This is a genomic window from Microbacterium proteolyticum (assembly GCF_029639405.1).
Taxonomy (GTDB): Bacteria; Actinomycetota; Actinomycetes; order Actinomycetales; family Microbacteriaceae; genus Microbacterium.
The window spans coordinates 2603480-2616332 of the sequence record NZ_CP121274.1 but is presented as its reverse complement, the minus strand read 5'-3'; the positions used below and the strand labels follow the sequence as shown (position 1 = coordinate 2616332).

12 protein-coding genes are annotated in these 12853 nt (G+C 70.0%); 1 reads left to right on the top strand and 11 read right to left on the bottom strand.

Annotated elements, in window-relative coordinates; all coding sequences use genetic code 11:
• Nucleotides 1-3: 3 nt before the first annotated feature.
• From hisD to dnaE, 3 genes are all read right to left on the bottom strand, one after another.
• Entirely contained in the window at nt 4-1305 is a 1302-nt protein-coding gene (gene hisD, locus P8R59_RS13105) for a histidinol dehydrogenase (protein ID WP_278101427.1), read from the bottom strand.
• A gap of 63 nt (nt 1306-1368) precedes the next feature.
• Complete coding sequence (locus P8R59_RS13100) at nt 1369-2643, bottom strand: hypothetical protein (protein WP_278101426.1); 1275 nt, start codon at nt 2641-2643, stop codon at nt 1369-1371.
• Nucleotides 2644-2741: 98 nt separating this feature from the next.
• Nucleotides 2742-6206: a DNA polymerase III subunit alpha gene (gene dnaE, locus P8R59_RS13095; RefSeq protein ID WP_391519810.1), complete on the bottom strand. Its 3465-nt coding sequence runs from the start codon at nt 6204-6206 to the stop codon at nt 2742-2744.
• A gap of 99 nt (nt 6207-6305) precedes the next feature.
• Here dnaE and P8R59_RS13090 point away from each other — a divergent pair, with 99 nt between their 5' ends.
• The gene (locus P8R59_RS13090; RefSeq protein ID WP_278101424.1) at nt 6306-6779 is read left to right on the top strand and encodes an NUDIX domain-containing protein; all 474 of its coding nucleotides are present in this window, start codon (nt 6306-6308) and stop codon (nt 6777-6779) included.
• A gap of 9 nt (nt 6780-6788) precedes the next feature.
• Here P8R59_RS13090 and P8R59_RS13085 read toward each other — a convergent pair whose 3' ends face one another.
• The 8 genes from P8R59_RS13085 to P8R59_RS13050 form a co-directional block, all read right to left on the bottom strand.
• A complete protein-coding gene (locus tag P8R59_RS13085; RefSeq protein ID WP_278101423.1) occupies nt 6789-7712 on the bottom strand; it encodes an RluA family pseudouridine synthase in 924 nt (307 codons plus the stop codon).
• Nucleotide 7713: 1 nt separating this feature from the next.
• Nucleotides 7714-8298 (bottom strand): signal peptidase II, encoded by a 585-nt coding sequence (gene lspA, locus P8R59_RS13080; protein ID WP_278101422.1) that lies wholly within the window; start codon nt 8296-8298, stop codon nt 7714-7716.
• Between the two features lie 9 nt (nt 8299-8307).
• Nucleotides 8308-8925 (bottom strand): DivIVA domain-containing protein, encoded by a 618-nt coding sequence (locus tag P8R59_RS13075; RefSeq protein WP_077049895.1) that lies wholly within the window; start codon nt 8923-8925, stop codon nt 8308-8310.
• 121 nt (nt 8926-9046) lie between these two features.
• Entirely contained in the window at nt 9047-9349 is a 303-nt protein-coding gene (locus P8R59_RS13070; protein ID WP_022877736.1) for a YggT family protein, read from the bottom strand.
• Nucleotides 9350-9355: 6 nt separating this feature from the next.
• Complete coding sequence (locus tag P8R59_RS13065; RefSeq protein WP_077049894.1) at nt 9356-9817, bottom strand: cell division protein SepF; 462 nt, start codon at nt 9815-9817, stop codon at nt 9356-9358.
• Nucleotides 9818-9848: 31 nt separating this feature from the next.
• Nucleotides 9849-10532 (bottom strand): YggS family pyridoxal phosphate-dependent enzyme, encoded by a 684-nt coding sequence (locus tag P8R59_RS13060; RefSeq protein WP_278101421.1) that lies wholly within the window; start codon nt 10530-10532, stop codon nt 9849-9851.
• A gap of 65 nt (nt 10533-10597) precedes the next feature.
• The gene (gene ftsZ / locus P8R59_RS13055; protein ID WP_077049892.1) at nt 10598-11776 is read right to left on the bottom strand and encodes a cell division protein FtsZ; all 1179 of its coding nucleotides are present in this window, start codon (nt 11774-11776) and stop codon (nt 10598-10600) included.
• 150 nt (nt 11777-11926) lie between these two features.
• Nucleotides 11927-12850 carry an FtsQ-type POTRA domain-containing protein gene (locus tag P8R59_RS13050; protein ID WP_278101420.1) on the bottom strand — a complete coding sequence of 308 codons (924 nt, stop codon included), beginning with the start codon at nt 12848-12850 and terminating at the stop codon, nt 11927-11929.
• Between the last annotated feature and the right edge of the window lie 3 nt (nt 12851-12853).

The window sequence follows — 12853 nt, the reverse complement described above, 5'->3', positions numbered from 1 at the left end:
CGATCAGTCGGCGAAGCGCGCCGTGACGGCCTCGCCGTGCGCGGGCAGGGCCTCGGCCTCGGCGAGGGTGACGATGGACTCGTGCACCGCCTCCAGGGCGGCCCGGTCGTACTCGACGACCTGCTGCGGCCGGAGGAAGGTGGCGGCCGAGAGACCCGCACCGTAGCGGGCCTGCCCGCCGGTGGGCAGCACGTGATTGCTGCCGGCGAGGTAGTCGCCGAGGCTGACGGGCGTGTACGGGCCGACGAACACCGCGCCGGCGTTGACGTACTCCTCGGGGCGCGGGTCGGCCAGGTGCAGTTCGAGGTGCTCGGGCGCGTAGGCGTTGCTGAACTCGGTGGCCTGGGCGATGTCGTCGACCAGCACGATCGCCGACTGCGGCCCGCCGAAGGCCGCCCGGACCCGCTCGGTGTGGCGGGTACCGGCGACACGGGGCTCGAGCGCGGCGCGGACGGCCTCGGCGAGGTCGGCGGAATCGGTGACGAGGACGGCCGAGGCCTGCTCGTCGTGCTCGGCCTGACTGACGAGGTCTGCGGCGACCAGTGCGGCGTCGGCCGTCCCGTCGGCCACGATGAGGATCTCGGTCGCGCCGGCCTCCGAGTCCGTGCCCACGCGTCCGGCCACGGCCCGCTTCGCCGACGCGACGAAGTTGTTGCCGGGACCGGTCACCACGTCCACCGGGTGCAGATCCAGCGACGGGACCCCCCAGGCGAACGCGCCGATCGCGCCGGCCCCACCCATCGCGTAGACCTCGCTGACCCCGAGCAGCTTCGCCGCGGCCAGGATCACGGGGTGGACGCGACCGCCGAACTCGGACTGCGGCGGCGAAGCGAGCGCCACCTCGCGCACGCCGGCGACCTGGGCGGGCACGACGTTCATCACGACGCTGGACGGGTAGACGGCCTTGCCGCCCGGGACGTAGAGACCGACACGCCGCACCGGCTGCCAGCGCTGCGTGACCCGCGCCCCGGGGCCGATCTCGGTGACCACGGGCGCGGGGACCTGCGCGGCGGACGCGGCGCGCACGCGACGGATCGCCTCATCCAGGGCGGCGCGGATGCCGGGATCCAGATCGGCGAGGGCCTCGTCGAGGTGCGCGGCGGGCACGGCGATGGCGTGACCGCTGACGCGGTCGAACGTCTCGGCCTGCTCGCGGAGGGCCTCTTCGCCCCGGCGGGCGACGTCCTCGACGATGCGCGCCGCCGTCGCGAGCGCCTCATCACGGGCCGCGTCGGCACGGGGAACCACGGCGAGGAACTCGGCCGGCGAGAGCGCGCGACCGCGCAGATCGATGGTGCGGAGCATTCCTCCAGGCTACCGCCCGAAGGCGAGCCGCCCGCCGTGCGGCGGGCGGCTCGCAGACGGTGATCAGCCGCGCGTGATGCCGGTGACGTCGTGCAGGTATCCGATGCGTCCGTCGTCGTGGCGGACGACGAACGTCTCACCGCGGTCCTCGATCACGAGAGCCCACGCCGTGGGACCGACGCGGAAGATCGGGGTGCCGTAGTCGTCGACGACGTCGCGCTCCTCGGGGGCCAGCGCCCAGAACGCCTGGGGCTGCGGGTGCCGCGGAGCGGCCTCGTGCTCGCGCGGGCGATCGGCGGATGCCGGGGATGCCTCCGCACCGATCACGTCGGTGTCGTGGTTGTCGCCGTGCGTCGGGAACACGGAGGTCGCCGGCTCGGCGTCGGTGCGCGGAAGGTCGGTCGATCCCGTGTAGCTCCCGGGCACGGGGCCGTGGTCGTCCTTCGCCTCGTGACCCTCGGGAGCGGGAGCGGGAGCGGGCGCCGACGGCGTCCGCACCGGGCGAGGACGCGCCGGACGCTTCGCCACCCCCCGGACCGGGCGGGCGTTGCGGTGCGCGGGCGCGTCGGGACGCTCCTGGAAGTCCTGCTCGAACGGCGGGATGATCGGCGCGAAGACCGTGAGGACGACACCGGCCAGCGCGAACACGGCACCGACCCAGACGACCCAGGTGCGGGTCCAGAGGCCGGTCTCGGCCGCCACGGACACGGCGTCCCAGACCCACGCGACCCACACGAGAGCGGCGACCGAGAAGGCCACCGAAGCGAACTGGTCGATCCCCAACGACCCGACCCGTCGGATGCCTTGGGGAGACAGCCGGCGGAGCACCAGCAGCCCCACCGCGATCGTCGGGAGGGCGACCGTGGGGATCCACCACACGCCGGACAGCCAGACGTTGTCGCCGCCGCCGAGGACGCGGACGTTCGCGGGCAGGTTGTTGGTCGGGAAGAAGGAGACGAGGAAGATCACGGCCCAGATCCCGAGCAGAGCGATCTCGCGGATCGAGAAGGGGCCGACGCCGTACTGCGGTGCGGTGTCGGCCGGTGCGGACGCGTCGCGCGGAGCGTGTGCGGTGTGCTCGTCGGCGTCGGGCAGCTCGGTGTGCGTCGAGCGGCGGGCGTTGACGTGCGTGCGTGCACCCACCTGCTGCCCAGAGGGCGCGTCGTCGTCCACGTCGCGGTCGACCTCACCGGTGTCGGCGGTGGGGCGCGCGCTCCGCGGCTCGTCCGCGGCATCCGGGGCGACCGCGGGAGCGTGGCCGTTCTCTTGGTACACGGAGTCGTCCTCCGCCGCCGAGCCCGCGTCGTGCGCGGACAGGTCGTCGTAGCGATCGGTCACGATGGTCCTTTCGTTCGGGTGCCTCGGCACCCGTCGTCACTGTGAGACTGGCCGCGTCGTCCCGGGGAGGACCCCGGGTTGACAGCACGGCCGGGGCGTCAGCCCAGGCAGTTCGGGCCGAGCAGGCCCTTGAGCTCTCCGAAGAGATCAGCGGTCACCCGCACCGGCATGGGCACCTCGAAGACCTTGGCGGTGCCACCTTTGTGGAGCTTGAGAGTCACCTCCGTGTCGCCGGCGTGCCGACGCAGCATCTGGGCGAGTTCGCCGACGAGCGTTTCGTTCGCCCGCTGCTCGGGGACGACCAGTGTAAGACCGCTCATCGCGTCGAAGCCCTCGAGGTCGGGGACGAACGCCGACTGCGCGTGGAGGTTCAGACCGTCGTCGCGACGCGACACGCGGCCGCGGACGACGAGAATCGAGTCCGCCTGCAGCACGGGAGCGAACTCGGCGTAGGTCTTGCCCATGAACATCACGGTCACCTCGCCGTTGAAGTCCTCTACGGTGACCATGCCATAGGGGTTGCCGCTCTGCTTCGCGACGCGGTGCTGGACGCTGGTGAGCAGACCCGCGACGGTGACCTGGTCACCGTCCTGCACGTCGTCGGAGGCGAGCAGGTCATGGATCGACGTCGACGCGTGCTTGGCGAGGGGCACCTCGAGCCCGGCCAGCGGGTGGTCCGAGACGTAGAGCCCCAACATCTCCCGCTCGAACGCCAGCTTGTCCTTCTTGGTCCACTCCGGACGTTCGGGGACCTTCGCGTCCTGCTGCGGCTCGTCCCACAGCGAGTCGAAATCGAAGCCCACCTCGCCGTTCGCCTCGCGGCGCTTGTCGAGCACGGCCCCTTCGCAGGCGTCCTCGTGGATCTCGACGAGCGCGCGGCGCGTGGACCCGAGCGAGTCGAACGCCCCCGCCTTGATGAGGGATTCCACCGTGCGCTTGTTGGCCACGTGCAGCGGCACCTTGGACAGGAAGTCGTGGAACGAGGTGTACTTGGCATCCTGACGCGCCGCGACGATCCCGTCGACGACGTTGGTGCCGACGTTGCGGACGGCGCCCAGACCGAAGCGGATGTCTTCGCCGACGGCAGCGAAGAACCGGATCGATTCGTTCACATCGGGCGGGAGCACCTTGATGCCCATGCGGCGGCACTCGTTGAGGTACACCGCCATCTTGTCCTTGGAATCGCCGACGCTCGTGAGCAGGGCGGCCATGTACTCGGCGGGATAGTGGGCCTTCAGATACGCCGTCCAGTACGACACCAGACCGTAGGCGGCGGTGTGTGCCTTGTTGAAGGCGTAGTCGGCGAACGACTCGAGCACCTTCCACAGCGTCTGCTGCGCCACGTCGCCGAAGCCGCGCTCGGTCATGCCGCCGAAGAAGATCTCTTTCTGCTTATCGAGCTCGCTCTTCTTCTTCTTGCCCATCGCGCGCCGGAGGAGGTCGGCTTGACCGAGGGTGTAGCCGGCGACCCGCTGGGCCACGGCCATGACCTGCTCCTGGTAGACGATCAGGCCGTACGTGGTGTCCAGGATGTCGGCGAGCGGCTCTTCCAGCTCGGGGTGGATCGGCTCGATCTCCTGCTGCTTGTTCTTGCGCAGCGCGTAGTTGATGTGCGAGTTCACGCCCATCGGGCCGGGACGGTAGAGCGCCAGGACCGCCGAGATGTCCTCGAAGTTGTCGGGGCGCATGAGGCGCAGCAGCGACCGCATGGGTCCGCCGTCGAGCTGGAAGACGCCGAGCGTGTCGCCGCGCGCGAGGAGTTCGTAGGATGCCGCGTCGTCGAGGTCGAGGTCTTCCAGCACGAGGGGGTGTCCGCGGTTCGCCTCGATGTTGTCGAGCGCGTCGTTGATGATCGTGAGGTTGCGCAGCCCCAGGAAGTCCATCTTGATGAGCCCGAGGGACTCGCACGCGGGGTAGTCGAACTGCGTGACGATCTGGCCGTCCTGCTCGCGGCGCATGATCGGGATGATGTCGATCAGAGGCTCGCTCGACATGATGACGCCGGCGGCGTGCACACCCCACTGGCGCTTGAGGTTCTCGAGTCCCAGGGCGGTGTCGAACACCGTCTTGGCCTCGGGGTCGGTCTCGATCAGCGTGCGGAACTCGCTCGCCTCCTTGTACCGCGGGTGCTCGGGGTTGAACATGCCGTCCAGCGGCATGTCCTTGCCCATCACCGCGGGCGGCATGGCCTTGGTGAGCTTGTCGCCCATGCTGAACGGGAACCCCAGGACGCGGCCCGCGTCCTTGAGCGCCTGCTTGGCCTTGATCGTGCCGTATGTGACGATCTGCGCGACGCGTTCGTCGCCGTACTTCTCGGTCACGTACTGGATGACCTCGCCGCGACGACGGTCGTCGAAGTCGACGTCGAAGTCGGGCATCGACACGCGGTCGGGGTTCAGGAATCGCTCGAAGATGAGGCCGTGCTGCAGCGGGTCGAGGTCGGTGATCTTCATCGCGTACGCGACCATCGAGCCGGCGCCCGAACCGCGGCCCGGTCCCACGCGGATGCCGTGGTCCTTGGCCCAGTTGATGAAGTCGGCGACGACGAGGAAGTATCCCGGGAACCCCATCTGGAGGATGACGCCGGTCTCGTACTCGGCCTGCTTGCGAACCTCGTCGGGGATGCCGCCCGGGTACCGGTCGTGGAGCCCGGTCTCGACCTCCTTGATCATCCAGCTGTCTTCGGTCTCGCCGTCGGGGACCGGGAAGCGGGGCATGTAGTTGGCCGAGGTGTTGAACTCGACGTCGCATCGCTCGGCGATCAGCAGCGTGTTGTCGCACGCTTCGGGGTTGTCGCGGAACACCTGCCGCATCTCGGCGGCGGACTTGACGTAGTAGCCGTCGCCGTCGAACTTGAAGCGCTTGGGGTCGTCGAGCGTCGAGCCGGACTGCACGCACAGCAGAGCCGCATGACTCGTGGCGTCGTGCTGGTGCGTGTAGTGGAGGTCGTTCGTGCCCAGGAGCGGGATGTCGAGCTCTTTGGCGAGCCGCAGCAGATCCGACATGATGCGGCGCTCGATCGACAGACCGTGGTCCATGATCTCGGCGAAATAGTTGTCTTTGCCGAAGATGTCCTGGAACTCGGCGGCGGCCGCCTTGGCCGCGTCGTACTGCCCCAGGCGCAGGCGCGTCTGGACCTCGCCCGAGGGACACCCGGTCGTCGCGATGAGGCCCTTGCTGTACGTCTGCAGCAGCTCGCGGTCCATGCGGGGCTTGAAGTAGTAGCCCTCCATGCTCGACCGCGACGACAGCCGGAACAGGTTGTGCATGCCCTCGGTGGTCTCGGACAGCAGCGTCATGTGCGTGTACGCGCCGGAACCGGATACGTCGTCGCTCTGCTGCTCGGGCGTCCCCCACCGCACGCGCGACTTGTCGGAGCGATGGGTGCCGGGAGTCACGTAGGCCTCGATGCCGATGATCGGCTTGATACCGGCATCCTTCGCCGTCTTGTAGAACTCGTAGGCGGCGAAGGTGTTGCCGTGATCGGTCACCGCGATCGCCGGCATGCCCAGTTTCACGGCCTCCTGCACCATGGGTCCGATGCGCGCGGCCCCATCGAGCATGGAGTACTCGCTGTGCACGTGAAGGTGAACGAAGGAGTCTGCTGCCACCCGTCGAGTGTACGTTCCTCCCCCGACATCGGCCTGGGTTAGCGTGGGCGCGTGCCCACTCCCGACTTCGTCCTGGAACTGCGCCGCCACGTCGGCACGATGCCCCTGCCGCTGGTGGGAGTGACCGCCGTCGTCGTCCGGGGGGACGAGCTCCTCCTGGGCCGCCGCAGCGACACGGGCCGGCTCACGCCCGTCACCGGCATCGTCGATCCCGGCGAGGAACCCGCCGACGCCGCGGTCCGCGAGGCCGAGGAGGAGGCGGGTGTCCGCATCCGTGTCGAGCGGCTCGCCTGGGTGCATCAGATCCCCCGCGTCACCTACGCCAACGGCGACCGGAGCGACTACCTCGACCTGACGTTCGCGTGCACCTGGGTCGACGGCGAGCCCGAGCCCGTGGACGGCGAGATGACCGAGGTCGGGTGGCATCCCGTCGCGGAGATCGACCGGATACTGGATGCCGAGATGGCGGCGCGCGTGCGCGCGGCGCTCACGCCCGGACCGGCCAGGTTCGAGGGCGGCCGCTGACCCGTCGCCTCAGGCGCCGTCGCGCAGCACGTCGAGGGCGTGCTGCAGATCGGCCGGGTAGGGCGACTCGAAGCTCGCCCACTCCCCCGTCGCCGGGTGGGCGAAGGCGAGCCGGTGGGCGTGCAGCCACTGGCGCGTGAGACCGAGCCGGGCCGACAGCGTGGGATCGGCACCGTACAGCGGGTCGCCCGCGCACGGATGCCGGTGAGCAGCCATGTGGACGCGGATCTGGTGCGTCCGTCCCGTCTCGAGGTGGATCTCCAGCAACGACGCCCGCGGGAACGCCTCGAGGGTCTCGTAGTGGGTGACGGAGTCCTTGCCGTCGGGGGTCACGGCGAACTTCCACGAATGATGCGGATGCCGCCCGATCGGGGCGTCGATCGTTCCGGCGAGCGGATCGGGGTGCCCCTGGACGACGGCGTGGTAGATCTTGTCGACGGTCCGGTCCTTGAAGGCCGCCTTCAACACCGTGTAGGCCCGCTCGGTCTTGGCCACGACCATGAGACCGCTCGTGCCCACGTCGAGGCGGTGGACGATTCCCCGCCGCTCGGCGGCACCGCTCGTGGCGATCCGGAATCCCGCGGCGGCCAATGCACCGAGGACGGTCGGCCCCTCCCACCCCACCGACGGATGCGCGGCGACCCCGGACGGCTTGTCGACGACGACGATGTCGTCGTCGTCCCACACGATGCCGAGGTCCGGCACGGCGACGGGGACCACTTCCGGGTCGCGCTTGGGCTCCCACTCGACGCTCAGCCACGTGCCCGCGCGCAACCGATCGGATCGACCGACCGTGCGCCCGTCGACGGTCACTCCGCCGGCGTCGGCCACCTCGGCCGCGAACGTGCGCGAGAAGCCCAGCATCTTGGCGAGGGCCTGGTCGACGCGCGCCCCCTCGAGCCCGTCCGGGACGGGAAGACTCCGCGAGTCCATGTCAGCGGACGCCGGATTCGCCGGACGTCTCGACCGCGTCGTCGGATGCGGCGGCGGACGCGCGCGATGCGCGGGTCTCGCGGGTGCCATCCAGGCGGAGACCGAACAGCACCAGCAGCGCGACGGAGATCATCATCGACACGATGAACACGTCGGCGACGTTGTAGATCGCGGGCATCATCCACGGCGTCGAGATGAAGTCGACCACGTGGCCGACGGGGAACCCGGGCTCGCGCAGGAGGCGGTCGGTGAGGTTTCCGAGGACACCGCCGAGCAGCAACCCGAGCACGATCGCCCACAGACGGGACCGCACGCGCGTCACGGCGAGGAAGACGATGATGACCGCGACGACCGCGAGCGCGATCGTGAAGATCCAGGTCACGCTCTCACCGAGGGAGAACGCCGCCCCCGGGTTTCGAACCAGGTAGAACTGCAGCGCTTCGCCGATCACCGGCACGACACGCTCCGGGGGGAGATTGTCGATGGCGATCGTCTTCGCCAACTGGTCGGCGGCCAGCACCACCGCCGCGAGAATCGCGACGAGGGCGCCGGCCGCCGCCGAACGCAGAGGAGATCGACTGCGCAAAGAGTCGGCCTACAGACCGATCGCCGACACGGGCGTGGAGCCCGACGACGAACCGGCCGTGTCGAGGTCGCGGAGCTGACCCTCGATGTAGGAACGCAGCTGCGAGCGGTAGTCGCGCTCGAAGTTGCGGAGCTCGGTGATGCGACCCTCGAGCGTGGTGCGCTCCTTCTCGAGGCGGGCGCGCTCTTCGCGGCCCTGCTTCTCGGCCTCGGCGACGATGGATGCCGCCTGGGCCTGAGCCTCGGAGATGAGCTGGTCGCGCTGGGCCTTGCCCTCGGCGACGTGCTCGTCGTGCAGACGCTGGGCCAGCTCGATGATTCCGGCGCTCTGGGCGGCGGGTGCCGCGTCGGACTCGGCGGCGGGAGCCGCGGCCGGAGCGGGGGCCGGCACCTCGGTGACGACGGGCTCCTCGGCCTGGGGCGCCTCGGCGGCGGGAGCCGCGGGGGCTGCCTCACCGGACTCGAACGCCGCGAGCTTGGCCTTCAGCTCTTCGTTCTCAGCGATCGTCTTGCGCCATTCGACGACGATCTCGTCGAGGAAGTCGTCGACCTCGTCGGGGTCGAAGCCCTCCTTGAAGCGCACGTGCTGGAACTGCTTGGTGACGACGTCATCGGGGGTCAGTGCCATGGTGTTTCCTCTTTCGAGAGCTCTGAATCGGAACTGGGGGGTGTCGCACCGGGGCACACCGCTTCGGAACAGCATAGCCGTCGCCCTTCTCCAGTGTCGAAGGGCGACGGCTGTGCAGGGGTCAGAGTGCCGCGAGCGACCGCGTGACGCTGAGCAGCAGGAAGCAAGCGAACATCGTGATCGCGAACGCGAAATCGATCGCGATCCCGCCGATGCGAAGCGGAGGGATCACACGCCGAAGGAGTCGGATCGGCGGGTCGGTGACGGTGTAGACGATCTCGGCCACCACCAGCATGGCGCCGCGGGGACGCCATTCACGGTTGAACATCGGGATGTACTCCAGCACGAGACGCGCCAGCAGCAGAACGATGTAGATGAACAGGAGCGCGCTGAGGATGGAGCCGACCAGGCTCAGGACGGCCACGATCGATTACTGGGACGCGAAGGGCGCGGCCTCGGGGTCGGCCTGCGCGATCGCACCGTCGCCGGACACGGCGATGTTCTCGGGCGAGAGCAGGAAGACCTTGCTCGTGACCCGCTCGATGCGTCCGTACAGACCGAGCGACAGGCCGCTCGCGAAATCGATCAGGCGACGCGCGTCGGCATCGCTCATCTGCGACAGGTTGATGATGACCGGGATCCCCTCGCGGAAGTTCTCGGCGATCGTCTGCGCGTCGCGGTACTGCTTGGGGTGCACGGTGAGGATCTCGCTCACCGGGCCGGCGGCGGGCTGACGCACCACGGCCGGGCGGTGGAGCGGCGTCACCGGAGCGGCCTTCTCGACAGCCGCGGGCTGCTTGCGCGCGACCGGCTGCGGAGCGGTCTCCTCATAGGTCTCCTCCTCGTCGGCGAGGCCCAGGTACACCATCGTCTTCTTGAGCGGGTTCGACATCGCATCCTCCGTTCGCTCGTCTGTTTCGAGGCTAGTCGCGCGCGGGGCGCGGACCCGTGATTGCGGAGCCGATCCGCAGGTGTGTCGCGCCCATCGCGACGGCTTCCGGGAAATCCCCCGTCATCCCGGCGGAGATCCACGTCGCGTCGGGGACGACACGCCGGACCTCGTCCGCGCAGGCGCGGAGCCGCGCGAACGCCGGCGCGGGTTCCTCGTCCAGCGGCGCGACCGCCATGACACCACGGAGCCGGAGCGTTCCGAGCGAGGCGACGTGGGCGGCCAGGGCCTCCGCCTCGGCGGGAACGACACCGCCGCGGCCGGGATCGTCCGTCAGATTCACCTGCAGCAGCACGTCGAGGACGGCGCCGTCGCCGGCGGCATCCAGGGCGTCCGCGATGCGCGGCCGGTCGACGGAGTGGACCACGTCGGCGGCGGCGCGGACGGCACGGGCCTTGTTGGTCTGAGCCTGGCCGATGAAATGCCAGCGGAGACCCTCGAGGGCCCCGAGTTCGCGGTGTTTGGCCGTCAGCTCCTGCTGGCGGTTCTCGCCGATGTCGCGCACGCCCAGGGCGTACAGGTCGGTGATGAGCGACGCCGGATGGAACTTGGTGACGACGATGCGCGTGATCTCGGCGGGATCGCGACCGGCGTCTCGGGCCGCGTCGACGATGCGCGCGTCGACGGATGCCAGGCGGTCGGCGAGGGCGGTGTCCATGGGTACTCCTTCGACGACGCAGCGGGCCCGGTGGAGACCGGACCCGCTGCGTCAGCCGTTCGTGCTCACTTGAGGAAGTCGGGCACGTCCAGGTCGTCGTCCGCGAAGCCGGAGTCGTACGACGTGTCGGGCACGCGTGCGGCCACGGGGGCCGGCTCGGGCTTGCGCTCGGGGGCCTGGGCCTTCTGCTCCTCGGCGGCGTCGAGGTCGCGCGCGACGTCGTCGGCGGGGATCGCCGGGACGGCCGGTGCGGCGACGGGACGCTGGGCGCCGACGGGATCGATGCGCAGCGACGGCTCGCCACCGTCGAAACCGGCCGCGATGACCGTGACACGCACCTCGTCGCCGAGCGTGTCGTCGATGACCGTTCCGAAGATGATGTTGGCCTCGGGGTGCGCGGCCTCCTTCACCAGCTGGGCGGCGTCGTTGATCTCGAAGATGCCGAGGTTCGATCCGCCCTGGATCGACAGCAGGACACCGTGCGCTCCCTCGATGGAGGCTTCGAGGAGCGGCGACTCGACGGCGAGCTCCGCGGCCTTGATCGCCCGGTCGGCGCCGCGCGCCGAGCCGATGCCCATGAGCGCGGAGCCCGCGCCCTGCATGACCGACTTGACGTCGGCGAAGTCGAGGTTGATGAGACCGGGGGTGGTGATGAGGTCGGTGATGCCCTGCACACCGGCCAGGAGCACCTGGTCGGCCGTGGCGAAGGCCTCGATCATCGAGATGCCGCGGTCGCTGATCTCCAGCAGGCGGTCGTTCGGCACCACGATGAGGGTGTCGACCTCTTCCTTCAGACGCCCGACACCGGCCTCGGCCTGGCTCTGCCGGCGTCGGCCCTCGAACGAGAACGGCTTGGTGACGACACCGATGGTCAGGGCGCCGATCGACTTGGCGATCTTCGCCACGACGGGCGCGCCGCCCGTGCCGGTTCCGCCGCCCTCGCCCGCGGTCACGAAGACCATGTCAGCGCCGCGCAGCGCCTCCTCGATCTCCTCGGCGTGGTCCTCGGCCGCGCGGCGGCCGACCTCGGGATCCGCACCGGCGCCGAGGCCCCGCGTGAGCTCGCGGCCGACGTCGAGCTTGACGTCGGCGTCGCTCATCAGCAGCGCCTGCGCATCGGTGTTGATCGCGATGAACTCCACGCCGCGCAGGCCGAGCTCGATCATGCGGTTGACGGCGTTGACGCCGCCTCCGCCCACACCGACGACCTTGATGACGGCGAGGTAGTTCTGGTTCTGGCTCATGCCGGCCTCCGTTATCCCCGAACCTGAAACTCTAAACCTCATGTTGAGGGTTAAAGAATTGCCCGGTATGCAATTCCTTAGCTCGAAGGTAGGCGGACGCACCGGCCCAACCCGCCCGACACGCGGCGTGTCGGATTATCGCGCCGCGGATCAGCGGAGCACGCCCGCCTCGGGAGACGTGACGTCGTACTCCTTGGTGCGATCGGGCGGGCTCTTCTGCATCAGCAGGTCGAGCACGCGCGCCTTCTCGGCGGAGCGGTCGGCGCTCCCCCACACGACCTTCGTGCCCGTGGCTCCGAGGGTCAGCGTCACATCGTCGGGGGTGGTCGCGGACACCGCCGTCACCTGCGAACGGATGCCGTCGGGCAGAGCGCGCATGACGCGTCCGACGGCGTGGAACGGCTCCGCATCCGTCCCGCCCGCCGCATCGATCACCGGCTGGCCGTCCGGCGCGGTCGGAGTGGTCGACAGCACGACCCCGGCGGCATCCACGAGGGTGTAGCCCGCGGGCGTCTGAACGACTCCGACGGGGGTGCGCTCGACGATCCGGACGACGAGATCGTGGGGTGGTCGCGCCTCGAGGGTGTACGACTCCACGAGCGGGAAGCGCACCAGCGCCGCCTTCACGGCGCTGTCGTCCACCATCGCCAGCGGCGTACCGACCTGACTGCTCAGAGCGTCCGCGACCGTCGCGGCATCCAACTGGGACGTGCCCACGACGTCGACCCGTTCGACCGCGAAGAGCGGGCTGTAGGCGGCGCCCGCGGTCCCCAGGACCATCACCACGAAGGCGATGCCGACGCCGATCCACACCCGACGACGGCGGCGCTGGCGCACGGTGAAGCGGCGGACCTCCGCGCGCAGCGCGCGACGACGCGCACGCGACGCGCGCCACACGTCGCGGAGCCCCAGCTCCCCGGCATCCGGCTCGGACTCGCCGCCCGCGGGCGGCAGGGGCAGCGCGACGACCTCCGCCTCACGCGTCTCACGACCGGCCGGCGCCGAAGGCTCGGGATCGCGGGGAGCGCCCGACGACGACCCGGGGTTCGGGGGCAGGGGCGAGGGCCGGCGCACGGC